At 73.7% G+C, this 22,265-nt stretch carries 22 protein-coding genes and 1 pseudogene; 14 read left to right on the forward strand and 9 right to left on the reverse strand.

Annotation, left to right across the window (positions count from 1 at the left end; translation table 11 throughout):
* Window positions 1-48 precede the first annotated feature (48 nt).
* The 5 genes from O2V63_RS10945 (at window position 49) to O2V63_RS10965 (ending at window position 6,537) form a co-directional block, all read left to right on the forward strand.
* Window positions 49-1,596: an HNH endonuclease signature motif containing protein gene (locus O2V63_RS10945; RefSeq protein WP_269167557.1), complete on the forward strand. Its 1,548-nt coding sequence runs from the start codon at window positions 49-51 to the stop codon at window positions 1,594-1,596.
* 218 nt (window positions 1,597-1,814) lie between these two features.
* Window positions 1,815-2,888 carry an ATP-dependent DNA ligase gene (locus O2V63_RS10950; protein ID WP_269167558.1) on the forward strand — a complete coding sequence of 358 codons (1,074 nt, stop codon included), beginning with the start codon at window positions 1,815-1,817 and terminating at the stop codon, window positions 2,886-2,888.
* A 122-nt stretch (window positions 2,889-3,010) separates the two neighbouring features.
* The gene (locus tag O2V63_RS10955; RefSeq protein WP_269167559.1) at window positions 3,011-4,570 is read left to right on the forward strand and encodes an alpha/beta hydrolase; all 1,560 of its coding nucleotides are present in this window, start codon (window positions 3,011-3,013) and stop codon (window positions 4,568-4,570) included.
* 56 nt (window positions 4,571-4,626) lie between these two features.
* Window positions 4,627-5,694, forward strand: a complete 1,068-nt coding sequence (gene ligD, locus O2V63_RS10960) for a non-homologous end-joining DNA ligase (protein ID WP_269167560.1) — start codon at window positions 4,627-4,629, stop codon at window positions 5,692-5,694.
* Between the two features lie 30 nt (window positions 5,695-5,724).
* Window positions 5,725-6,537 carry a hypothetical protein gene (locus O2V63_RS10965; RefSeq protein ID WP_269167561.1) on the forward strand — a complete coding sequence of 271 codons (813 nt, stop codon included), beginning with the start codon at window positions 5,725-5,727 and terminating at the stop codon, window positions 6,535-6,537.
* A gap of 24 nt (window positions 6,538-6,561) precedes the next feature.
* Here O2V63_RS10965 and O2V63_RS10970 read toward each other — a convergent pair whose 3' ends face one another.
* Entirely contained in the window at window positions 6,562-7,500 is a 939-nt protein-coding gene (locus O2V63_RS10970; protein WP_269167562.1) for an EamA family transporter, read from the reverse strand.
* 68 nt (window positions 7,501-7,568) lie between these two features.
* On the opposite strand from O2V63_RS10970, the gene O2V63_RS10975 reads away from it, so the two are divergent.
* The 3 genes and pseudogenes from O2V63_RS10975 to O2V63_RS10985 all read left to right on the forward strand — a co-directional run bounded on the left by O2V63_RS10975 (window position 7,569) and on the right by O2V63_RS10985 (window position 9,339).
* Window positions 7,569-8,423 carry a LysR family transcriptional regulator gene (locus O2V63_RS10975; protein WP_269167563.1) on the forward strand — a complete coding sequence of 285 codons (855 nt, stop codon included), beginning with the start codon at window positions 7,569-7,571 and terminating at the stop codon, window positions 8,421-8,423.
* A 104-nt stretch (window positions 8,424-8,527) separates the two neighbouring features.
* Window positions 8,528-8,986: pseudogene (locus O2V63_RS10980) on the forward strand (hypothetical protein); the annotation flags it as partial.
* Between the two features lie 149 nt (window positions 8,987-9,135).
* Window positions 9,136-9,339 carry a cold-shock protein gene (locus O2V63_RS10985; protein WP_014741881.1) on the forward strand — a complete coding sequence of 68 codons (204 nt, stop codon included), beginning with the start codon at window positions 9,136-9,138 and terminating at the stop codon, window positions 9,337-9,339.
* A 98-nt stretch (window positions 9,340-9,437) separates the two neighbouring features.
* Here the strand turns inward: O2V63_RS10985 and O2V63_RS10990 are convergent, their stop codons facing one another.
* Window positions 9,438-9,896 carry a hypothetical protein gene (locus O2V63_RS10990; RefSeq protein ID WP_036338783.1) on the reverse strand — a complete coding sequence of 153 codons (459 nt, stop codon included), beginning with the start codon at window positions 9,894-9,896 and terminating at the stop codon, window positions 9,438-9,440.
* Between the two features lie 221 nt (window positions 9,897-10,117).
* On the opposite strand from O2V63_RS10990, the gene O2V63_RS10995 reads away from it, so the two are divergent.
* Both O2V63_RS10995 and msrB read left to right on the forward strand, forming a co-directional pair.
* Window positions 10,118-10,672, forward strand: coding sequence for a hypothetical protein (locus tag O2V63_RS10995; protein ID WP_269167564.1), 555 nt, complete (start codon window positions 10,118-10,120; stop codon window positions 10,670-10,672).
* A gap of 90 nt (window positions 10,673-10,762) precedes the next feature.
* Window positions 10,763-11,182: a peptide-methionine (R)-S-oxide reductase MsrB gene (gene msrB, locus O2V63_RS11000; protein WP_269167565.1), complete on the forward strand. Its 420-nt coding sequence runs from the start codon at window positions 10,763-10,765 to the stop codon at window positions 11,180-11,182.
* Window positions 11,183-11,447: 265 nt separating this feature from the next.
* Here the strand turns inward: msrB and hemQ are convergent, their stop codons facing one another.
* Window positions 11,448-12,164: a hydrogen peroxide-dependent heme synthase gene (hemQ, locus tag O2V63_RS11005; protein ID WP_269167566.1), complete on the reverse strand. Its 717-nt coding sequence runs from the start codon at window positions 12,162-12,164 to the stop codon at window positions 11,448-11,450.
* Between the two features lie 163 nt (window positions 12,165-12,327).
* On the opposite strand from hemQ, the gene O2V63_RS11010 reads away from it, so the two are divergent.
* Complete coding sequence (locus O2V63_RS11010; protein WP_269167567.1) at window positions 12,328-12,798, forward strand: Dps family protein; 471 nt, start codon at window positions 12,328-12,330, stop codon at window positions 12,796-12,798.
* A gap of 76 nt (window positions 12,799-12,874) precedes the next feature.
* Here the strand turns inward: O2V63_RS11010 and hemG are convergent, their stop codons facing one another.
* Both hemG and hemE read right to left on the reverse strand, forming a co-directional pair.
* Complete coding sequence (hemG, locus tag O2V63_RS11015) at window positions 12,875-14,248, reverse strand: protoporphyrinogen oxidase (protein WP_269167568.1); 1,374 nt, start codon at window positions 14,246-14,248, stop codon at window positions 12,875-12,877.
* Window positions 14,245-15,291 carry a uroporphyrinogen decarboxylase gene (gene hemE, locus O2V63_RS11020; protein ID WP_269167569.1) on the reverse strand — a complete coding sequence of 349 codons (1,047 nt, stop codon included), beginning with the start codon at window positions 15,289-15,291 and terminating at the stop codon, window positions 14,245-14,247. The genes hemG and hemE overlap by 4 nt, the downstream gene beginning before the upstream one ends.
* A gap of 156 nt (window positions 15,292-15,447) precedes the next feature.
* Here hemE and O2V63_RS11025 point away from each other — a divergent pair, with 156 nt between their 5' ends.
* The 3 genes from O2V63_RS11025 (at window position 15,448) to O2V63_RS11035 (ending at window position 18,162) form a co-directional block, all read left to right on the forward strand.
* A complete protein-coding gene (locus O2V63_RS11025) occupies window positions 15,448-16,065 on the forward strand; it encodes a DUF3000 domain-containing protein (protein WP_269167570.1) in 618 nt (205 codons plus the stop codon).
* 127 nt (window positions 16,066-16,192) lie between these two features.
* Complete coding sequence (locus tag O2V63_RS11030) at window positions 16,193-16,903, forward strand: LuxR C-terminal-related transcriptional regulator (RefSeq protein ID WP_269167571.1); 711 nt, start codon at window positions 16,193-16,195, stop codon at window positions 16,901-16,903.
* Window positions 16,900-18,162 carry a ribonuclease D gene (locus O2V63_RS11035; RefSeq protein WP_269167572.1) on the forward strand — a complete coding sequence of 421 codons (1,263 nt, stop codon included), beginning with the start codon at window positions 16,900-16,902 and terminating at the stop codon, window positions 18,160-18,162. Before O2V63_RS11030 ends, O2V63_RS11035 begins: the two co-directional genes overlap by 4 nt.
* Window positions 18,163-18,165: 3 nt before the next feature.
* Here O2V63_RS11035 and O2V63_RS11040 read toward each other — a convergent pair whose 3' ends face one another.
* From O2V63_RS11040 to O2V63_RS11055, 4 genes are all read right to left on the reverse strand, one after another.
* Window positions 18,166-18,702: a DUF1697 domain-containing protein gene (locus O2V63_RS11040; RefSeq protein WP_269167573.1), complete on the reverse strand. Its 537-nt coding sequence runs from the start codon at window positions 18,700-18,702 to the stop codon at window positions 18,166-18,168.
* Window positions 18,703-18,795: 93 nt separating this feature from the next.
* Window positions 18,796-20,079 (reverse strand): sugar ABC transporter permease, encoded by a 1,284-nt coding sequence (locus tag O2V63_RS11045; RefSeq protein WP_269167574.1) that lies wholly within the window; start codon window positions 20,077-20,079, stop codon window positions 18,796-18,798.
* 9 nt (window positions 20,080-20,088) lie between these two features.
* Complete coding sequence (locus tag O2V63_RS11050; RefSeq protein ID WP_269160459.1) at window positions 20,089-20,895, reverse strand: ATP-binding cassette domain-containing protein; 807 nt, start codon at window positions 20,893-20,895, stop codon at window positions 20,089-20,091.
* A 71-nt stretch (window positions 20,896-20,966) separates the two neighbouring features.
* Window positions 20,967-22,034 (reverse strand): sugar ABC transporter substrate-binding protein, encoded by a 1,068-nt coding sequence (locus tag O2V63_RS11055; protein WP_269167575.1) that lies wholly within the window; start codon window positions 22,032-22,034, stop codon window positions 20,967-20,969.
* Window positions 22,035-22,265 lie beyond the last annotated feature (231 nt).

The raw sequence follows: 22,265 nt of genomic DNA on the forward strand, positions 1-22,265 counted from the left end.
TGTCGACCGGCGCCGGAACTGTCAGACCCCGTACGTATGTTCGAGTGCATGACGACGACGGCGCTGCCACCGGGTTTCTGGGGTGTGGCGGTCGACGTCTTCTTCACCGGGGGCGCGCACGGCGCGCGGGACGCGGCCTGCTCCGATGAGCAGCTGGCTGCGCGGTTGCGGTCGGTGCAGCGCCAGCGGGCGATGGACGCCGCGGAGGAGGCCGAGCTGATCCTGCAGCTGGCCGGCCGGCGGCCGGCCACCTTCGACCCGCCGCCGGGCAGCCCGGGTGCCCGGCGGACCGGCTGGGCCGCCGAGGTCGATGGTGCGGAGATCAGTGAGTTCTTCGTGGCGGAGCTGTCCGCGGTGCTGAACCTGGGGCGTGGGACGGCGGCGGTGCGGTTGCGGCGGGCACTGACCTGGTCGGAGAAGCTGCCGCTCACCTTCGCCGCCCTGGCCGCCGGGCAGCTGGACGAACGCCGGGCCCAGGTGCTCGCCGACGTCCTCGAGCACACCCCGGCCGAGGTCGCCGGGCAGGTCGAGACCGCCCTACTGGATGAAGCGACCGAGCTGTCGGTGGCCCGACTGGAGAAGCGGGCCACCGAGGAACTGCTCCGCCTCGACGACGCCGCAGCCGACGAACGCCGGGAAGCCGCCGCCAAGAACGCCGACGTGCGCGTGTACCCCTCCCCCACCGACGGGCGCTCCACCCTGGCCGCGGACCTGCCCACCGATGAGGCCGTGGAGTGCCACGACCTGGTCGACCAGCTCGCCAGGATGCTCAAGGCCGACGGCGACCACCGCCCGATCGGGGCACTCCGCGCGCACGTCCTGTCCGCGTTGATCCGCCGCCCCGCTGACTCCGGGCTGCCCGCCGTGGCCGCCAACGTCACCATCACCGCCGACCTGCACGCGTTGACCGGTGCGAGCAGTGCCCCGGGTGAGGTGAACGGGCTGCCGATCACCGCCGCCCACCTGCGTGAACTGCTCGCCCGGGTCGGCGCCCTCGGGCTCACCACCCCCGACGGCGGTGCCCTGACCTACGCGCTCACCGGCCCCGACGGGGAACTGCTGGCCACGATCACCCCCGCCGAACTGGCCCGCCTGGCCCGCCGCGGCTGCCCGCACCATCCCGACCGTGGCAGCGACCGCAGTGGCAGCGGCAGCGGCAGCGGCAGCAGCAGCCAGCCGTGCGGCTGCCCGGTGCTCGGCCCGCCGCCGGCCACCACCGCCTACACCCCCACCGCACGCCAGCGGTCGTTCGTGGTCACCCGCGACCGGCGCTGCCGGTTCCCCAACTGCGGCCAACGCGTCGGCTGGACCGACCTCGACCACGTCACCGCCCACGCCTGCGGCGGCCCCACCGACTGCACCAACCTCTGCTGCCTGTGCCGCTCCCACCACCGACTCAAGACCTTCGCCCCCGGCTGGCAGTACCGCCTCGACCGGAACGGCACCCTGCACGTCACCACCCCCTCCGGCGTCACCCGCACCACCCGCCCACCCGGCCAGCGACCACCCGACTCCCGACCACCGGACACCCCGACCCGACAGGCCGGACCACCACCGGGAGCACCACCACCGGCCGACGACCCACCGCCCTTCTGATCAGTGGACGAGGCCGGGCTGCGCAGCGGACCTGCGCAGCCCGGTCATGCCGTCGATGCCTGCCGCCGGCTCACGCGCCCTGCCGGCTCACGCGCCCAGCCGGCTGACGCGCCCTGCCTGGCCAGCCCTCGCGCCATCTCGGGCCCGCCCCCCGCGGGCCCTGGCCGACAGCGCGGACCGGCTGCCTCGGCGTCGTCCCGACTGCTTGACTGGCCGGCATGGACCTGCCCGTGAACCCCCCGGTCAAGCCGATGCTCGCCAAGCCGGTGGCCAAGCTGCCCACCGGCGACGGCTGGTTCTACGAGCCGAAGTGGGACGGGTTCCGGTGCATCGTCTTCCGGGACGGCGACGAGGTCGAGCTGGGCAGCCGCAACGAGCGCCCGCTGACCCGCTACTTCCCCGACGTCGTCGAGGCGGTGAAGGCCCAGCTGCCCGAGCGCTGCGTGGTCGACGGGGAGATCATCGTCCCGCGGGGGGACCGGCTGGACTTCGAGTCCCTGCTGCAGCGGATCCACCCGGCCGCCTCGCGGGTGACCCGGCTGGCCGAGGAGACCCCGGCGTCCTTCGTCGCCTTCGACCTGCTCGCCCTGGGGGACGACTCGCTCATGGAGTTCCCGTATGCCGAGCGGCAGGCCCGGCTGCGCGAGGCGCTGGCCGGCGCGCAGGCGCCGGTGTACGTCACCACGGTCACCTCGGACGCCGAGGTGGGGCAACGCTGGTTCGCCGAGTTCGAGGGCGCGGGCCTGGACGGCGTCATCGCCAAGCGGGGCGACCAGCCCTACTCCCCCGACCAGCGGGTGATGACCAAGGTGAAGCACGTCCGGACGGCGGACTGCGTCGTGGCCGGCTTCCGCTGGCACAAGAGCGGGCCGGTGGTCGGCTCGCTGCTGCTCGGCCTCTACGACGACGCCGGCACGCTGCAGCACATCGGCGTCGCGGCGTCCTTCACCATGAAGCGCCGGGCCGAGCTCGTCGACGAGCTCGCCCCCTACCGGGCCGAGGCGCTGGACGGACACCCGTGGCAGGACTGGGCCAACGCCCAGACGGGTGAGGACGGCGAACACCGGATGCCGGGGGCGACCAGCCGCTGGAACGCCGGCAAGGACCTCTCCTGGGTGCCGCTACGACCGGAGCTGGTGGTGGAGATCAAGTACGACCAGCTGGAGGGCAGCCGGCTGCGGCACACCGGCCACTTCCTGCGCTGGCGGACCGACCGGGACGCCCGGTCGTGCACCTACGAGCAGCTGGAGATCCCGGTCCGCTACGACCTCGCCGAGGTCCTGGGCGGCTGAGCACCGGCGGGCTGAGCACCGGTGAGGTGAGCAGCGGGGCGGCGGGGTCCGCGGCGCGCTGAGCGGTTCCTCACGCCGTACCTGGCTGTCACTCCCAGGTTCGCCTCCTACCCTTGCCGATCATGACCGCGCACCGCCGCCTGGCCGCCACCGGAGGAGCGTTCCTCTCCCTCGCCCTGACCCTCGCCGGGTGCACCTCCTCCGACGAGGGCGAGACGGCCGCGGCCAGCGCTGCCCCGGAGACGCCGGCAGAGCCGGAGCCGGAGCCGATCGACTGGACCGACTGCGACAGCGAGATCGACCCGATCATCGCCGGGCGACCCGGTTCGGAGCGCGACCTCGTCTTCTCCTGCGGGACGACGACGGTGCCGGTCAGCTACGACGACCCCGAGGGCGGCACCCTGCAGCTGTTCCTGGTGCGGGCCAGTCTCGCCGGGCAGACCGACCCGATCGGCTCGCTGATGGTCAACCCCGGTGGTCCCGGGCAGTCCGCGGCCGACGCGGCCATCCAAGCGGCCCTGACCCTGCCCGACGCGGTCGTCAACCGGTTCGACGTCGTCGGCCTCGACCCGCGCGGGACGGGCCTGTCCACCCCCGTCGAGTGCATCTCCGACGACCAGAAGGACGAGGTCTTCGCGGCCGACCCGCGGGCCACCGACGCCGCCTCGCAGGACGCCCTGTTCAGCCAGGTCGAGGAGGTCGCCGCCGGCTGCGCCGAGGAGTACCAGGAGGCGCTGGGCGCCTTCGGCACGGTCGACGCGGCCCGTGACATGGACCTGGTCCGGCAGTCCCTCGGTGACGACCAGCTCAACTACCTGGGTTACTCGTACGGCACCACGCTGGGCTCCACCTACGCCGAGCTGTTCCCCGAGCAGGTGCGCGCGATGGTGCTCGACGGCGCGGTCGACCCCGACGCCACCGCCCAGGAGGCGGCCGAGGCGCAGGCGCAGGGCTTCGAGGCCGCGTACGACGCCTTCGCCGCCAACTGCCTGTCGCTGATCAGCGGCTGCCCGCTCGGCCCCGACCCGCGCGCGTTCCTCAACGACCTGCTCACCCAGGCCGCAGCGGCCCCGGTCCCCAGCAGCCGGGAGGACGAGACCCGGCAGGCGACGCCCGGCCTGATCCTGGGTGGCGTCCGCTCGGCGCTCTACCAGCCCTCGGCCTGGCCGCAGCTGGCCCAGTCGCTGGCCGCCGCCCGCAACGGTGACGCCGCCGGCATCCTGACCCTGGCCGACACCTACACCGGCCGCAACGACGACGGCACCTACAGCAACGTGGTCGACGCCAACCTGGCGGTGAGCTGCGCTGACACCGACGAGGAGTACGCGGCTACCGACGTCCAGACCGTGGTGGCGGACTGGAACGCCCGGTACCCGCTCTTCGGCGCCGACGCCGCCCTGGGTCTCTACACCTGCTCGGCCTGGGAAGCCCCGCGCACGCCCCTGCCGGAGCGGGACGCCGCGGGCAGCGCGCCCATCCTGGTCATCGGCACGCAGGGCGACCCGGTGACCCCGCTGGCCGGCGCGGTCGACCTCGCGGAGGACCTGGAGAACGGGGTGCTGCTCACCTGGCAGGGCAACCGGCACACTGCCTACCCGGAGACCGAGTGCGTGACGGCGGCCGTGAACGCCTACCTGATCGACCTGGCCGTCCCGCAGGACGGGCTGACCTGCCCCGCGTGACCGGCTCCGGCAAGATCGGCCTCCCACCCGGTCCTGCCTGACCCGAACGGAGCCCCATGGCCAGCAGCAAGGACGCCGTCGTCCTGGAGCTCGACGGCCACGAGGTGCGGGTGAGCAACCCGGAGAAGCCGTACTTCGGGGACAAGGGCATCCGCAAGATCGACGTCGTCGAGTACTTCGTCGCCGTCGGTGAGGGCGTCCTGTTCGCGCTGCGCGACCGGCCGACGACGCTGGAGCGCTGGCCGGGCGGGGTGTTCGAGGGCGCCCGGCTCTCCACCCGGGTCGACAACACCGGCGACGCGTTCTACCAGAAGCGGGTGCCGAAGAACGCCCCCGAGTGGGTGCCGACGGCGCACATCACCTTCCCCAGCGGGCGGACGGCCGACGAGATCGCCCCGGACTCGGTCGCCGTCGTCGCGTGGTGCGCCAACCTCGGGACGCTGACGTTCCACCCCTGGCCGGTGTCCAAGGGCGACGTCGAGTCCCCCGACCAGATCCGGATCGACCTCGACCCGCAGCCGGGCACCGACTTCTCCGACGCCGTCTGGGTGGCCCCGCACGTGCGCGAGCTGTTGCACGAGTTCGGCATGGAGGGGTGGCCGAAGACGTCCGGCGGCCGGGGCGTGCACGTCTACGTGCCGATCCAGCCGCGCTGGACCTTCCCCGAGGTGCGCCGGGCGGTGATCGCCTTCGGCCGCGAGCTGGAACGGCGCATCCCCGACCGGGTCACGATGAACTGGTGGAAGGAGGAGCGCGGCGAGAAGATCTTCATCGACTACAACCAGATGGCCCGGGACCGCACGATCGCCAGCGCCTACTCGATCCGGGCCAAGGCGCACGCGCCGGTGAGCGCCCCGGTCGACTGGGACGAGCTGCCCGACGTCTCGCCCTTCGACTTCGACGTGCTCACCATGCCGGCCCGGTTCGCCGCCGTCGGTGACAAGCACGCCGGCCTCGCCGACCACGCCTTCGACATCACGCCGCTGGTTGAGCTGGCCGACCAGCAGGAGCGCGACCTCGGGCTGGGTGAGATGCCCTATCCGCCGGACTACCCCAAGATGCCCGGCGAGCCGATGCGGGTGCAGCCCAGCCGCGCGAAGAAGGTCCCCGCCGCGGAGGAGTGAGCCGAGGGCTCGCCGCGCTAGCGTCGCACCGTGGCTGATCATCCGACGCAGGCCTGGGACCTGGTGGTGGAGGGGCGCCGGCACCGGGTGGAGACGACCGGTTCCGTCTCGCGGACGGTGCGGTGGCGCGTCGACGGGCAGGTGGTGGCCGCCAAGAAGTCCAGCGAGGACACCGTGCGGCTCAAACCGGGTGACCGGCTCAAGGGCGAGGACGACGTCAGCCCGGACGACCAGTCGGCCGAGGTGGAGCCGGACGTCGGCTCGGTCACGGTGCAGTACACCGGCCTCGGGAAGCCGAAGCGGGCCACCTGGTACCCGCCCGCAGACGGCGCCACCGTGCGCGCGGCGCTCGGCACCGGCGGGATCGACCTGGAACCGGAGACGGGGTCCCCGGCCGCGCTCCGGGAGGAGCGGATCCGTCAGCACCCCCGCCGGTACGCCCTGGTCGCCACGGCCGGAGGCGTGGCCAAGGTGGTCCTCCCCCTCCTGCTCGGGCTGCTCGCCGTCCGACTGACCGTCGCACTCCCCTGGCCCGACTGGGACCTGCCGTCGATCCCGTGGCCGGACGTCGACCTGCCGTCGATCCCCTGGCCCGACGTGGACCTGCCCGACGTGGACCTGCCGGACTGGCAGGCCCCGGCCTGGGTCCGGTGGGTCGCCGACAAGGCCCAGTTCGTCTGGCCCGTCCTGCTGGCCGCCTACCTGGCCCGTCGGGAGATCCGCCGCCGGCGCGAGCAGGATGCCCTGCGGGCGCAGCGCCGGGCGGAGCAGCAGGCCCGAGCCGGCAGCGAGGACAGCCATGAGGTCGGCCGCGAGGACGACGACCGGCCGCCGTCGCACTGACGGGCGCACCGACGCCGGTGGGGCTCAGCCGGCGGGGCGACGGGCGGGCAGCCGGCCGGCGACGTTGGCGCCGACGATCGCGGCGATGGCCAGCCAGGCGTCCCAGGACTGCCCCTGCCCCAGCACGACCAGGCCGACGACGGTGGCGATCACCGGGTGGATGCTCATGAAGACCCCGTAGGCGCCGGCGGGCACCCGGCGCAACGCCAGCAGGTCGACGAACAGCGGGACGGCGGAGGCCAGCACCCCCGCGGTGACCGCGTACCCCGCGACCACCAGCGACGGCGGATGCGCGACCAGCACTGCGATCCCGACGGGGAGGAACAGCAGCGCCGACAGCCCCGCCGCGGTGGCCGGGCCGGTGCCACCGGGCACCCGGGCACCGAGCTGCCGGTTGACCAGGATGTAGCCGGCCCAGCAGGCGGCAGCCAGCAGCCCCAGGGCGATCCCGGTGTGGTCGGTCGTCGGCTGCGGCCGGCTGAGCACGACCACGCCCGCGAGGGCCACCAGCGCGCAGACCAGGTCGCGCCGCCGCCGGGAGGCAGCCAGCGCCACGCCGAGCGGACCGAGGAACTCCAGCGTCACCGCCAGGCCCAGGCCGACCCGCTCGATCGCCGCGTACAGCGACAGGTTCATCGTCGCGAACACCACCGCCAGCAGCAGGACCGGCCGCCACTGGGCCGCGGTGAGCCGCCACGGCCGCGGCCGGACGACGCCCACCAGCACGATCCCGGCCACCCACTGCCGCACAGCGACGACGCCGACCGCGCCGATCACCGGGAACGCCAGTGCTCCGACCGCCGCGCCGACCTGGTTGGCCAGCGCGCTGCCCAGCATCAGCGCCACACCGGCGCCCGCCCCTGGGGTGACGCCGGGCAGACGTCCTGCCCGCTGGTCGGCTGCGGCCTGGTCGGCTGCGGCCTGGTCGGGTGCGGTCTGGTCGATCGGCTGGGCGACGGTCACCGGTCGACCCTGACCCGCACGGGTGCATGCGCAAAATGCAATCAAGGTCGGATGAATACGCTGGACGCATGACCGTCGAGCTGCGGCACCTGCGGTGCCTGGTCGCGATCGTGGAGACCGGCTCCTTCACCGACGCCGCCATCGAGCTCGGCGTCTCGCAGGCCGCCGTGTCCCGCGGCCTCGCCGCCCTCGAGGGCGAGCTCGGCACCCGGCTGCTGCGGCGCTCCGCACGCGAGGTCAGGCTCACCACGGCGGGACAGCGGGTGCTCGACCGGGCCCGGCGGGTCCTCGCCGAGGTCGGCCAGCTGGTCGAGGAGGCCGGCGGTACCGCGACCCGGCTGCGGATCGGGCACGCCTGGTCGGCGATGGGCCGGCACACCCTGGACTTCCAGCGCCGCTGGGCGGTCCAGCAGCCGGGCACCGAACTGCGCCTGGTGCGCACCAACTCCCCCACCGCCGGCCTGGCCGACGGGGCCTGCGACGTGGCCGTCCTCCGGGTCCCGCCGGACCCGCAGCGCTTCGACAGCGCGCTGGTCGGGGTGGAGCGGCGGGTGTGCGCGGTCGCCACCGACGACCCCTGGGCCCGCCGCCGTTCGCTGCGGATGGCCGAGATCGCCGAACGGACCCTGCTGGTCGACCGCCGGACCGGCACGACGACGCCGGAGCTGTGGCCCGAGGGGGCGCGCCCGGCGATCGCGCACACGCAGGACGTCGACGACTGGCTCACCGTGATCGCCACCGGCCGCTGCGTCGGGGTCACCGCGGAGGCGACCGCCGCCCAGTACCAACGTCCCGGGGTCACCTACCGGCCGATCCGGGACGCCGAGCCGGTCGCCGTCCGGCTGGCCTGGTGGCGGGACGACCCGCACCCGGCGTCACCGGCCGCCGTCACCCTGCTCACCGAGCTCTACCGGCGCAGCTGACGACGGCTCCCTCACCCACAGGGGTGACCGAGCCGGACAGCGCTGTCGCGCGGGGCGCTTCCTGTCGTTGAGGAAGGCGTTCGGTCCCACGGTCAGACAGGCGGAGGAGCAGGGTCATGCGGGTCGCGCTCTTGGTGTACGGCGTGCTGTACGTCGTCATCGAGGTCGTCGGGTACCAGCTGGAGCAGGTCAGCTGGCCCGAGCTGACGCCCCTGGACGTCGCCACCGCGCTGACCAACGCCTTCCTGGCCGTTGCCGTGCTCGTCGCCGTGCTGGTGGGGATCGACCTCGCCGGAGACCGCTGGCGCCGCCACCGGCGGACGGTCGCGCTGGAACGGGCCCGGCTGGCGCTCGAGGAGTGGGCGGCCCCCGAGCCGCTGACCGTGCAGGCCTGGCGGCCCGGGCCGCTCGCGCTGCCCGCTGCCCCACCCCGTCCGACAGGGAGGACCAGGACCGGACCGGCTCAGGAGAACTGCACGTCAGATGCCTGCGCACCGAACGCCTACGCGCGCCAGGCCTGGTCCGAGGACGCCGCCCGGGACGCCTCCGGACGCTTGCTCTGACCCTCCGCGCCACGGCCCGGAACGGCTCGCCGGGGATCTTCTTGCCCCTGACCTCCCACAGATCGCCGGAACCCGCTAGGGTCGTACTCGTCGGGAAGGCCCTGCGCATTGGCAGGACCCCGACGCACGACCTCAGCTAGGAGCGAGCAATGCCCGAAGGAACAGTGAAGTGGTTCAACGCAGAGAAGGGGTTTGGCTTCGCCACCCCGGACGGCGGCGGCCCGGACGTCTTCGTCCACTACTCGGCCATCCAGACCAGCGGGTACCGCTCGCTCGATGAGGGCCAGCGCATCTCGTTCGACATCGAGCAGGGCCAGAAGGGCCCGCAGGCGGCGAACGTCAACCCGGTCTGATCTCCAGACCGAGGAGCTGAACGCAGCCCTCTCGAACCACCGACAGTGCCCCCGCCCGGGAAACCGGACGGGGGCACTGTCGCGTCCGGCCCCGGTGGTCAGCGCGCCCGGGGCACGTACCCGCCGATCAGGGCGGACATCAGCAACGCCCCGTCGTCGGGCCCGATCGCAGCCGCGGCGTCGGCGAAGGCCCGCCAGCGCTCCCGCTCCACGTCGGTCATCGCGCTGGCAGCCCGGGCGCCGGCCTGCTCCAGCAGGCGGTCCCACTCGCTCTGCGGCGTGGGCCACAGACCGGTGAGCCGGCGGGCCTCCCCCGAGACGGCGGTGAACCGGACGATCTCGCCGGCGTGGTTGGTGAGCGCCTCGGCGTAGCCGGCGGTGACCAGCGCGTTGGCCGCCGAGACGACCTGCGGCTTGGGCAGGCCGCTGGCCGGCACGACCGCGCCGAGGTAGGGGGCACTGCCGTGCGGCGGTTCGTCGATCAGCCGGACGATCGCCCGCAGCACGGGGAGATCGCGGGTGAACCAGGTGTCGGCCAGGGGCTGCGGGGTGCTCATGGGTCCTCTCGGCGGACGGCGGCGCCACCGGACGCGGCGCCGCGCCCACGGTACGAGCACCGGACCAGGGAAGCGCAGCCGCACATCACCGGTCACCCGACCGCTGCTTAGCCGGGCGAACTTCGTTACCGGATGTTGATCGACCCTTGCGCTGGGCGATGACAGGATCGAGGTGTCCACCGCCCCGCACGCGAGCTCGCGCCGCCCGCTCGAGGAGACCCGTGTCCCGACGCAGCACGCCCCGCGCCGTCGTCCTCGGCCCGGTCCTCGGCTCCCTCCTCGGTCTGGCCCTCGTGGCGTCACCCGTCGGGCCGGCCGGCGCCGCGTCCACCTCGGGCGCCGACCCGCTGCCCGTGGTCATCTCCTCGACGGCGACCGACGGGCTGAGCGGTCCCGGCAACCTCGCGGCCGACCCGCTCGCCACGGTCGCCGACCCGGGCTCGGCGGTCGCCGCCGACGCCGGACCCGCCGCGACGGTCAGCGACCCGTGGCCACTGCGGGAGGAGGAGGTGACCGTTCTCGGGACGGGGTTCTCGCCGGAGGAGAAGGTCACCGCCGAGCTGCCCGCGCGCCTCCGGGGCCAGCTCGGCACTGCGGTGGTCGGCCCGGACGGCACCGTCGCCATCCCCGTGCGGGCGCCGATGGCGCTGCAGGCCGGCGCGCACGAGGTGCTCCTGCGTGGCACCTCGGGTGCCACGGCGAGCACGAGCATCCAGCTCCGTCCGGTGGTCGAGGACCAGCTCACCCGGCTCGCCCGCTGGTGGCCGCGCGGCTGACCGCAGCACCTCCGGTGCCTGACCAGGGCGCCGCTGACCAGGGCGGCACGGGCCCCGGCACGGGTGGCGGAGCCGCCGTACCGTGGGGTCATGACCACTTCCGCCCACCAGCCCCAGGTCGTCAAGAGCGACGAGGAGTGGCGCGCCCAGCTGTCGCCGGAGGAGTACGCCGTGCTCCGCCAGGCGGGTACCGAGCGGCCGTGGACCGGTGAGTACGTCGACACCAAGGCGGTCGGCACCTACTCCTGCCGGGCCTGCGGTGCCGAGCTCTTCCGCTCCGAGACCAAGTTCGACTCGCACTGCGGCTGGCCGTCGTTCTACGAGCCGTCCGAGCAGGACAACGTCGTCCTCCGGGACGACAGCACCCTCGGCATGCGACGCACCGAGGTCCTCTGCGGCAGCTGCCACAGCCACCTCGGCCACGTCTTCGCCGACGCCCCCCAGACCCCCACCGGCGACCGCTACTGCATCAACTCCGTCAGCATCAAGCTGGACCCCAGCAAGGACTGACACCGAGCACGACAGAGAGGCCCGTACCCCAGCCGGGGTACGGGCCTCTCTGCGTGACCGGGAACCAGTACGGCCCCGCCGCTGTGTCGCGCCAGCGACCCCGCGGGACCCGGCGCGGGCCCGGAGGGTCCCGCCGGGAACCGCGGCCAGCGGCTCTGCGTCCCTGTCGCGGGGCCCGGAGGGTCCCCGACAGAGACGCAGGAAACGGCTCAACGCCAGCCGGGCACGCCTCCTGGCCGCGGTGTCGTCCGGAGGACGACCATCATCACGGCAGGTCCGCCACCAGCTCTGCGATCTCCTTGCGGGTGCCGGTGTAGAACGGCACCTCCTCGCGCACGTGCCGGCGGGCACGGCTGGCGCGCAGGTCGCGCATCAGGTCGACGATGCGGTGCAGTTCGTCGGCCTCGAAGGCGAGCATCCACTCGTAGTCGCCGAGCCCGAACGAGGAGACGGTGTTGGCCCGTACGTCGGGGTAGGGCCGGGCCTGCATGCCGTGCTCCTTGAGCATGTCCCGGCGCTCCTCCTCGGGGAGCAGGTACCACTCGTAGGAGCGCACGAACGGGTAGACGCAGACGTAGCGGCGCGGCTCCTCATCGGCGAGGAACGCCGGCACGTGGCTCCGGTTGAACTCGGCGGGGCGGTGCAGCGCCATCTGCGACCAGACCGGCTCGAGGCGGCGGCCCAGCGTCGTCCGGCGGAACCGGCCGTAGGCCTCCTGCAGCGCCTCCGGGCTCTCGGCGTGCCACCAGATCATCAGGTCGGCGTCGGCGCGCAGGCCGGCGACGTCGTAGACGCCGCGGACGACGACGTCCTTGCCGGCCAGCTCCTCGAAGAGCGCGGTGACCTCGTCGGCGGCGGCGTTGCGCTGGTCGTCGTCGAGGGGGCGGGCCAGCTTGAACACCGACCACATCGTGTAGCGGATGAGGGCGTTGAGGTCGTTCGCCCGCTTGCCGATGCTGCGCTCTTCGGTGTGCTCGCTCATGTCCTCATTGTGGACCGCCGGTCCGCGGGTCGGTGCGGGACGTTGGTCCACCTGCAGCGTGAGGCACGACACGGGCGTGCATGTCCTCCCGGGGACCGGGAACACGAGTCTCCGTCTGGATCTTGTACCGGACGTACACCTTCCCGACCGTAGGAGGAACAGCATGGCCATGATCGAGAGCCCGTTGTCCGAGGACGTCCAGAAGGTCACCGGCGAGGCGCTGCAGGGTGCCGTCGTCGACCTGATCGACCTGAGCCTGATCGGCAAGCAGGTGCACTGGACGCTGGTGGGCCGCAACTTCCGCAGCATCCACCTGCAGCTGGACGACGTCGTCGCCACTGCCCGCGAGTACCAGGACACCGCCGCCGAGCGGGCCGCCGCGATCGGCGTGCTGCCCGACGGCCGCGCCGGCACCGTGCAGGCCAGCGGCATCCCGCAGCCGGCGGTGGAGTGGGTGCACGCCGACGACGCGATCCGCTACTTCGTCGAGGTGTTCGGCGTGATCGTGGCCCGGATGCGTGACCGCATCGAGGCCACCGAGGTCGACGAGGTCACCCAGGACCTGATCATCGAGATCACCGGCGCGCTGGAGAAGCACCACTGGATGTGGCAGGCCGAGGCAGCGCAGAACTGAGCCCGCTGCACTCCCACCGGAGGCCGGCACCCCGATCGGGGTGCCGGCCTCCGGTGCGTCCAGCCAGGGCGGTGCGTCAGCCCAGTGCCTGGACCGCCCGGCGAGCGTCGCGGATGCAGGCCGGCACCCCGACCCCGCCGTAGGCCGCCCCGGCCACGGCGAGCCCAGGGACGGCGTCGACCGCGGACCGGATCGCGGCGACCCGCTGCGGGTGCCCGACCAGGTACTGCGGGAGCCCGTCGACCCAGCGGACCAGCTCGGTCTGCACCGGCTCGGGCCGCTCGAGGTCGAGCAGCTCGGCGACGTCGGCGACCACGGCGGCGGTGAGCTCGGCGTCGTCCCACTGCAGGGCGGCGTCGTCGCCGAAGCGGCCCACCGACGACCGGACCCGCAGCACCGGTGCACCTTCGGGGCCGGACAGGTGCGGCCACTTCGACGAGGAGACCGTGACGCCCTTCACCAGCCGGCCGGTCACCGGCGGCACGAGCAGCCCCGAGCCGGCCGCGACCGGCTGGTCGGCGAAGGCCATGGCGACCACGGCCATCGACGCGTACGGGATCCCCTGCAGCGGCTGTACGGCATCGGGGGCGACGTCGGCGAGCAGCCGGGCGGCCGGGCCGGCCGGGGTGGCCAGCACGACGGCGTCGGCGGTCAGCGTCCCGCCGCCGTCGACGTCCAGCTCGAACCCGGCGGGGGTGCGGCGCAGCGCCGTGACCCGGGTCTGCAGCCGCACCTCGGCGCCCGAGGCACGCACCAGGGCGTCGGGCATCGAGCCGATGCCCTCGCGGACCGTGACGAACACCGGGCCGTCGACGTCGCCGCGGCTGCGGGCTCCGGCGTCCCGGGCGGCGACGGCGGCCCCCAGCAGGGAGGTGGCAGCCGGCAGCTCGGCGGCGAGCGCGGGCATGGTGGCGGCGAGGGAGAGGTCGTCGGGGCGGCCGGCGTAGACGCCGCCGAGCAGCGGCTCGACGAGCCGGTCGACGACCTCGTCGCCGAGCCGCTCCCGCAGCAGGCCGCCGACGGAGACGTCGCCGTCCAGCTGCAGCGGGGGCAGTTCCGCCTCGGCCCGCACCCGGGCGACCCCGGCCGGGGTCAGCACACCGTCCAGGCCGTCGGCGGTCGTCGGCACGCCCTGGAGCGTGCCGGCCGGGAGCGGGAAGCGGCCCTCGGGCAGCACGATGGCGGCCTGGGTCGTCTGCGCCGGCACCACCTGGTCGGCCAGGCCGAGCTGCTCGATCAGCTCGACGGCCTCGGGCACGCGGGCGAGCACCGCCTCGGGGCCGGTGTCGTACCAGCGACCGGCGAGCTCGACCCGGTCCAGCTTGCCGCCGATGCGGTCGCCGGCCTCCAGCACGACGACCTCCCCGTCGGGGTGGGCGCGGTGCCACTCGAACGCCGCGGTGAGCCCGGTGATCCCGGCGCCGACGACGACCAGCCGGCGGGTGCTCATCTCGCGGTCAGCTCGTGCACCAGCTCCACGACGTGGGTGAGCACGCCGGGGTCGGTGTCGGGCAGCACGCCGTGGCCGAGGTTGAACACGTGCCCACGGGCGGCCCGCCCCTGCTCGACGATGCGGCGCACCTCGCGGTCGACGGTCTCCCGGTCGGCCAGCAGGACGGCGGGGTCGAGATTGCCCTGCAGGGAGTACCCGGGGCCGACGCGGCGGGCGGCCTCGTCCAGCGGGACCCGCCAGTCGACGCCCACGACGTCGGCACCGGCGTCGCCGATCAGCGGCAGCAGCTCCCCCGTGCCCACGCCGAAGTGCACCTTGGGCACCTCCGGGCGGGCCAGCCCGTCGAAGACGGCACGCGAGTGCGGCAGCACCCGGCCGGCGTAGTCGGCCGCGGACAGGACCCCCGCCCACGAGTCGAAGAGCTGCACCGCGCTGGCGCCGGCGTCGACCTGCACGCGCAGGAACGTCGCGGCGCTGACCGCGAGCCGTTCCAGCAGCCGCTGCCAGGCCGCCGGCTCGGCGTACATGAACGCCTTCGTGCGGGCGTGCTCCTTGGAGGGGCCACCCTCGATCAGGTAGGTCGCGAGAGTGAACGGCGCCCCGGCGAAGCCGATCAGCGGCGTGGCGCCCAGCTCGGCGACCAGCCGCTGGACGGCGGTGGCCAGGAACTCCAGCCGGTCGGGCTCCAGGGCGGGGAGCGCGTCGACGTCGGCGACGGTCCGCAACGGCGAGGCGATCACGGGCCCGACGCCCGGCTTGATCTCGATGTCGACCCCGGCCACCACCAGGGGCAGGACGATGTCGGAGAAGAGGATGGCCGCGTCGACGCCGTGCCGACGGACCGGCTGCATCGTGATCTCGGTGACCAGGTCCGGGTCCTGGCAGGCCTGCAGCATCGCGGTGCCCTCGCGCAGCGCGCGGTACTCGGGCAGCGACCGGCCGGCCTGGCGCATGAACCAGACCGGCGTGCGCGAGACCGGCAGGCCCCGGGTCGCTCGGACGAGATCGGAGTCGGCGGCCGGTCCTGCAGCTGTTCCCACGGACGCCGATCCTCCCAGACGTCACCGTGGCCGGCTCCGCCCCTCCACCGGCCCCTCCACCGGGCCGGGCCCAGCGGAGGTCACGGCTGTGCGTCGGCTGGGCGGGGCGGCGCGTCGGGGCGGTCACTCCGGTCGTGGGCGACCTACCCTGCGCACGTGGCCCAGCAGCGCAAACGCCTCGACGACGGCGCCCCGCCGCCGGAGCGGCCGGCCTCGTTCCAGGCCGCCCTGGAAGCACTGGCCACGGTGCGCCCCCGGCCGGAGGTCGTCGTCGAGCAGATCCCGGCGCCGCAACGACTCGCCCCGTGGTCCTCCGCGATCGGCGTGCGGGTCGCCCACCCCGAGGACGAGGAGGAGGAGCTGGCCAGCGGCCGGTTCATCCTGCTGTACGACCCGGAGGGGCACGACGCCTGGCAGGGCACCACCCGCTGCGTCGGCTACGTCTCGGCCAGCACCGACTCCGACATGGTCGACGACAGCATGTTCTCCGAGGTCGCCTGGAGCTGGCTGACCGACGCGCTGGCCGAGTCCGGGGCCGCCCACCACTCCGTCGGCGGCACGGTCACCCGCACCGCCTCCACCCGCTTCGGTTCGATCGCCGCCCCGGAGCACTCGGTCGACGTCGAGATCCGCGCCTCCTGGACGGCGGAGGGCACCGACCTCGACCGGCACCTCACCGCCTTCCTCGAGGTGCTGGGCACGGCCGCCGGCCTGCCCCCACCGGGGATCCGGCTGCTCGCCGCTACCGAGCAGACCGGCCCCGACGACGCCTAGACTCGGCGTCCGTACTCCACTCGGCGTAATCGGACGTCGGCCGAGTGCGCGGACACGCCGGGCCGTTCGCCAGGTGATCACCCGTTGATCACCTGGTCGTCGGCCCGGTCCGACGACGGGAGGGTCGATGCCCCAGGACCAGCCGTGGTCCGACGGCGTCCTCTTCGGCCCGCACGCCAGCGCCCTGGTCGTCGACCCCTTCCCGCTCGTCCGGGAGGCCCTGGCCGGCCGGCTGCGCACGCTGGGCGCCCGGGACGTCGAGGAGGCCGCCTCCCTGGAGGAGGCGCGGGTCCGCGCGCACGTCTCCGGCCCGCGGGCACTGTGCGTGCTGGAGATCGACCTGCCCGAGGTCGAGCCGGAGGCCGCCGGCCGTGGCGGGGACCACGGGCGCGGACTGGAACTGCTCCCCACCCTCCGCACCGAGGGCTGGCCGGTGACCGTCGTACTGACCTCGGTCACCGACCCGGCCGTCGTCCGGGCGGCCTTCCTGGCCGGGGTGCAGGGCTACCTGCTCAAGACCAGCCCGCTGGCCACGGTGACCGGAGGGCTGCGTGCGTCGCTGTCCGGGGAGGTCTTCGCCGACCCCGGGATCGCCACCAGCCTGGCCCGGGGGCTCACCCGGAGCGGGGTGGAGGAAGCTGTCGGGGAGTTGTCCGCCCGGGAACGGGACATCCTGCGGCTCGTCGCCGACGGGCACACGAACAAGGAGATCGGCGAGAAGGTGGACCTGTCCGCACTGACCGTGAAGAGCCACCTGGCGCGCATCGCGCGCAAGCTGGGCACCGGCGACCGGGCGCACATGGTGGCGCTGGGCCTGCGCTCGGGGGTCATCGAGTGACCACCGACCCGGGCACCGAGGTGCCCACCGACCCCGGGGTGGAGCCCTCCGTCGACGAGGGCCCGCCCGCGACCCCGCTGCTCGCCCCGCGCGACGGGCTGCCCCCGGTCGTCGAGACCTCCACCGCACTGGTCGCCTACGCCGACGCACTGGCCGCCGGCAGCGGCCCGGTCGCCGTGGACGCCGAACGCGCCTCCGGCTACCGCTACGGCCAGAGCGCCTACCTGGTGCAGATCCGGCGGGCCGGCGCCGGCACCGGCCTGATCGACCCCGTGCCGCTGCCGGACCTCACGGCCGTGCAGACCGCGATCGGTGACGCCGAGTGGGTGCTGCACGCGGCCAACCAGGACCTGCCCTGCCTGGCCGAGCTCGGTCTGGTGCCGGCCCGGCTGTTCGACACCGAGCTCGCCGCCCGGCTGGCCGGGCTGCCCCGAGTGGGGCTGGGCGCCGTCGTCGAGTCGTTGCTGGGCCTCTCGCTGCAGAAGGGGCACTCGGCGGCCGACTGGAGCACCCGCCCGCTGCCCGAGGACTGGCTCGTCTACGCCGCGCTGGACGTCGAGGTGCTGGTGGAGCTCCGGGACGCCCTGGCGGAGATCCTGGAGGAGCAGGGCAAGACCGAGTGGGCCCGGCAGGAGTTCGCGGCGATCCTGGCCGCCGGTCCCCCGGCGCCCAAGGTCGACCCGTGGCGGAAGACCTCCGGGATGCACGGCCTGCGCAACCGCCGCCAGCTGGGCATGCTGCGGGCACTGTGGCAGGCCCGGGACGACCTCGCCCGGCGGCGCGACATCGCACCCGGCCGGGTGCTGCCCGACGCCGCCATCGTCTCCGCAGTGCAGGCCGACCCGAAGACCGAGGGCGCGCTGCTGGAGCTCCCGGTGTTCCGGGGCCGGGCGAACCGGAAGCTGGTGAACACCTGGTTCGGCGCGCTGAACCGGGGCCGCGAGCTGCCGGAGGACCAGCTGCCGCCGCACAGCCGCCCCGGTGACGGGCCGCCGCCGGTGAACCGCTGGGGCGACCGCGACCCCGCCGCCGCCGCCCGGCTCAAGGCCGCCCGGGCCGCGCTGGCCCAGGTCTCGGAGCAGTGGTCGGTACCGGTGGAGAACCTGCTCGCCCCCGACCTGGTCCGGCGGCTGATGTGGGCGCCGCCCGGGCCGGCCGACGCGGCGGCCGTGGCCGAGGTGCTGCGCGCCGGCGGTGCGCGGGAGTGGCAGGTCGAGCTCACCGGCGACCTGCTCACCGAGGCGATCGCCGCCGGCTGACGGTCAGCCCCGGAGCAGGTCGGCCAGCCTCAGCACGGTCCGCCAGTTGCGGGTCGTGCTCACCGGCCCGCCACCCCGACGAGCCAGGGCTGCGGCGAGCGGGCTGGCCAGCTGGCCGTGCGGGCACCACAGGAACAGCTCGCGGCCGTGCACCGCGAAGGCGTCGTCCCCCGGGTCGACCGTGCGCAGCCACTCCCCCAGCTCGACCGGCAGCTCGGCGGCGGCGAAGGCGACGACGTAGCGAGTCGGGTCGGTCACCACGGCGCCGAGGGGGTCACGGGTGACGACGTCGAGGAACTCCTCGGCGGTGCGGACGACGACCGGGACCGGGAAGCCGAACCGGCGTTCCAGTGCCTGCTCCACCGACCCGCTCAGCTCCTCGGCCGGCGCGGCCGCCTCGAGCACGACGTTCCCGCTCTGCAGCAGCGTGCGCACCTCCCGGTGCCCCGCGGCGACGAGCAGCTCGCGTAGGTCCGCCATCCCGACCCGGTGGGTGCGGCCGAGGTTGATCCCCCGCAGCAGCAGCACGTACCTGTTCACGTTGTCGGGCTCCGCCGCACCGTCAGCTCGTGCACCACGGGCACGGCGCGCGCCATTGCGCGCCGTGCCCGTGGCCGGCCCGTCGTCACGGCATCAGCGTGCGGTGGCCGCCCGGCGGCGGGCCAGCGCGTCGACCGATGCGGCCAGCAGCAGCACCCCGCCGGTGATGACGAAGTTCAGGTACGCCGCCACCCCGAGCAGCCCCAGCCCGTTGGCGATGATCGCGATGACCAGGCCACCGAGCAGCGCGTCGCGGGCCCGCCCCCGCCCGCCGAAGAGGCTGGTGCCACCGATGACCGCGGCCCCGACCGCGTACAGCAGCGTGTTGCCCGCACCGGCGTCCGGCGTCACCGAGCTCAGCCGCGAGGTGGCGAGGATGCCACTGATCGCGGCCAGGCTGGAGGAGATGACGAACGCCATCACCCGGATCCGGGTCACGTTGATGCCCGCCCGGCGAGCCGCCTCGGCGTTGCCGCCGACCGCGTACATGTGCCGGCCGAAGCTGGTGCGGGACAGCACGAAGGTGACCACCAGCAGCAGCAGGATGACCAACGGGATGGCGTAGGGGATGCCGGCCAGGTCGACCGCCGCCGACAGCGCCCGGTCCTCGCTGAGGATCGCGGTCACGCCCAGCACCACCACGGCCATGAGCACGACGCGGAGGACGACCAGCACCAGCGGCTGGTGGGCCAGGTCACGGGCCCGCTTGGCCCGCCAGCGCCAGAGCTCGATCGCGGCGTAGCCGACCGCCACCAGCACGGCCAGCGCCCAGCCGACCGCCAGCGGCAGGTTCTCGTTGGCCAGTGCGCGGATCACCGGTTCCCGCACGGGCACGGTGCCGCCCTGGCCGATCAGCCGCAGGGTCACGCCCTGCCAGCCCAGGAACAGCGCCAGGGTCACCACGAACGACGGGATGCCGACCATGCCGACCAGGCTGCCGGTGAACATCCCGATCACCGCACCGGTGACGATCGCGGCGAGGACGGCGACCGGCCAGCCGAACCCGCTCTGCACCAGCACCTGGGCCAGGACCGCCGAGCAGACCCCGCTGACCACGCCGGCCGACAGGTCGATCTCGCCCAGGAGCAGGACGAAGACCAGGCCCATCGCGAGCACGATGATCGGGGTGGCCTGCACCGCGAGGTTGGCCAGGTTCAGCGGGGTCAGGAAGGTGCCCGGCCGCAGCACCGTGAACAGGATGCCGAGGGTGATGATGCCCAGGACGGCCGGGAGCGCCCCCAGGTCACCGCCGCGCAGCTTGTCCAGGTAACCCCGGACGGCGCCGCCGAGGGTGTTGTCCTGCCGGTCGCCCTCGAAGCCCGCCGCGGGCTTCTGCGGACCGCTCGCCTCGGCGGCGGTCAATGTGTTGCTCGACATGACGTCCTCTCAGTCCTCGAGGTCTTCGGCCGAGAGGCCCAGGTCACCGGATCGGCCGGAGGTGATGAGCTCGATGACCTGGGTGCGGTCGACCTGGTCGATCGGGACGTCGGCGGCCACCCGGCCCAGGTAGAGCGCCGCAACCCGGTCGGCGACCTCGAACACGTCGACCATGTTGTGCGTGATGAAGACGACGGCGTGGCCGGCGTCGGCCAGCCGGCGGACCAGGTCCAGCACCTGCCGGGTCTGCGCCACGCCCAGTGCCGCGGTCGGCTCGTCGAGGATGACGAGCTTGGACTCCCACAGCACGGCCTTGGCGATGGCCACGGTCTGCCGCTGTCCGCCGGAGAGGCTGGACACCAGCTGCCGGACGGACTTCAGGGTGCGGACAGACAGCTTGGCCAGCGTCTCCCGGGCCGCCACCTCCATCGACTGCTCATCGAGCAGAACGCCGCGCTTGCGCTCCCGCCCCAGGAACATGTTCTGGACGACGTCGAGGTTGTCGGCCAGCGCGAGGTCCTGGTAGACCACCTCGATCCCGAGCTTGGCGGCGTCCCGGGGGCTGTGCAGCGTGACTCGCTCGCCCTCGAACTCCACCTCGCCCGAGTCGAACGGGTGGATGCCCGCGATGCCCTTGATCAGCGTGCTCTTGCCCGCTCCGTTGTCACCGACCAGTGCGGTGACCTTCCCGGGGTAGACGGTGAGGTGGACGTCGTGCAGCACCTGGACGGCGCCGAAGCTCTTGTCCACCCCCCGCAGTTCGAGGGTGGGCCGGCCGACGGCCGTGGTGCCGTGATCGCGCTCTGGAGCGGACACGTGGGTCCCTTCTCGGCTGGACAGGCCGACAGGGGCGCCCCCCGGAGAGGGCGCCCCTGCTGGCAGGTGGACTACTGGATGCCGAGCTCGGTGCAGGCGGCGGCGTACTCACCGGTGCACAGGTCGGCGGCGTCGACGTAGCCGTCGTCGACGACCTCCTTGACGTTGTCCCGGAAGACCGAGACCGGGTCCAGCAGCACGGCCGGGACGGTGCGGTCGCCCTCGACGTCCTCCACCTCGCCGTCGACCTCCGGGGTCTCACCGTTGACCAGGGCCACCGCGAGCTCGGCCAGCGCGGTGGCCTCTGCCTCGATCGGCTTGTAGACGGTCATGCACTGGTTGCCGGCCAGGATGTTCTGCAGGCCCTCGGTGGTGGCGTCCTGCCCGGTCACCGGCACGGTGCCGGCGACGTTGTTGCGGCCCAGGATGGAGATGACCGCGTTGGCGAGGCCGTCGTTGGCGGCCAGCACGCCCTGGATGTCACCGCCGGCCTGGGTGTACATCTGCTCGAAGATCGTCGCGGCCTGCTGGTTGTCCCACTCGGGCACGGCCTGCTCGGCGACCTGCGTGTACTGGGTCATCGGATCGAGGACCTCGTGCGCGCCCTCGGAGAACAGCGTGGCGTTGTTGTCGTCCGGCGACCCGTTGAGGAACGCGATGTTCGCCGACTCGTCGCCGAGGCACTGGGCCAGGCCCTCGCCCTGCAGGCGGCCGACCTCGGTGTTGTCGAAGGAGACGTAGTAGTCGGACTCCCCACCGAGGGTGAGCCGGTCGTAGTCGATCGTCTGGACGCCCTGCTGCTCGGCCTGCCGCTGGATGGCGGCGCCGGAGGCGGAGTCCAGGTTGACGATCGCCAGGACGGTGACCCCACCGGTGATCATCTGCTCGGCGATCGTCGCCATCCGCTGGGCATCGCCCTGCGCGTTCTGGATGTCGGCCTCGACGCCGGCCTCCTCGAAGGCGGCCTCCAGCAGCGGGGCGTCCGCGCTCGCCCAGCGCGCCGAGGACGCGGTGTCGGGGAGGATCACCCCCACCTTGCCGGCGGCCTCGGCGGCGTCGCCGCCACCGCCACCGCCGCCGGAGTCGTCGCTGCCGCAGGCGGCCATCGAGAAGACGAGTGAGGCTGCGAGAGCAGTCATCAGGGTGCGCTGTCGCGCCATGTTCGACCTGCCGTTCCTTCATTGGATCCGGGAGATTTCCGGAAGTGATCGTTTACTGCCGTTCGTGTGACCGCAAGCACATGCCAGCACTGTTGCCGGACCGTGATGCGGAACGAGCCGGTAACCCCGGCGGGTGTGGAGCCTTCGGTTACCAGCGGGTAACTTCGAGTCGCCGCCCTGGCCGGGGCGGCGCCGAGCTCATCGCGGAGG

It is taken from the genome of Modestobacter sp. VKM Ac-2977, from assembly GCF_026968045.1.
Classification (GTDB): Bacteria; Actinomycetota; Actinomycetes; order Mycobacteriales; family Geodermatophilaceae; genus Modestobacter.

Coding starts and splice junctions, on each gene's coding strand:
- O2V63_RS10975 (WP_269167563.1), top strand. CDS start 7,569: ATGACCGTCGAGCTGCGGCACCTGCGGTGCCTGGTCGCGATCGTGGAG.
- O2V63_RS11030 (WP_269167571.1), top strand. CDS start 16,193: ATGCCCCAGGACCAGCCGTGGTCCGACGGCGTCCTCTTCGGCCCGCAC.
- O2V63_RS10950 (WP_269167558.1), top strand. CDS start 1,815: ATGGACCTGCCCGTGAACCCCCCGGTCAAGCCGATGCTCGCCAAGCCG.
- O2V63_RS10945 (WP_269167557.1), top strand. CDS start 49: ATGACGACGACGGCGCTGCCACCGGGTTTCTGGGGTGTGGCGGTCGAC.
- msrB (WP_269167565.1), top strand. CDS start 10,763: ATGACCACTTCCGCCCACCAGCCCCAGGTCGTCAAGAGCGACGAGGAG.
- O2V63_RS11045 (WP_269167574.1), bottom strand. CDS start 20,079: ATGTCGAGCAACACATTGACCGCCGCCGAGGCGAGCGGTCCGCAGAAG.
- hemQ (WP_269167566.1), bottom strand. CDS start 12,164: ATGAGCGAGCACACCGAAGAGCGCAGCATCGGCAAGCGGGCGAACGAC.
- O2V63_RS10985 (WP_014741881.1), top strand. CDS start 9,136: ATGCCCGAAGGAACAGTGAAGTGGTTCAACGCAGAGAAGGGGTTTGGC.
- hemG (WP_269167568.1), bottom strand. CDS start 14,248: ATGAGCACCCGCCGGCTGGTCGTCGTCGGCGCCGGGATCACCGGGCTC.
- O2V63_RS11010 (WP_269167567.1), top strand. CDS start 12,328: ATGGCCATGATCGAGAGCCCGTTGTCCGAGGACGTCCAGAAGGTCACC.
- O2V63_RS10955 (WP_269167559.1), top strand. CDS start 3,011: ATGACCGCGCACCGCCGCCTGGCCGCCACCGGAGGAGCGTTCCTCTCC.
- ligD (WP_269167560.1), top strand. CDS start 4,627: ATGGCCAGCAGCAAGGACGCCGTCGTCCTGGAGCTCGACGGCCACGAG.
- O2V63_RS11055 (WP_269167575.1), bottom strand. CDS start 22,034: ATGACTGCTCTCGCAGCCTCACTCGTCTTCTCGATGGCCGCCTGCGGC.
- O2V63_RS10990 (WP_036338783.1), bottom strand. CDS start 9,896: ATGAGCACCCCGCAGCCCCTGGCCGACACCTGGTTCACCCGCGATCTC.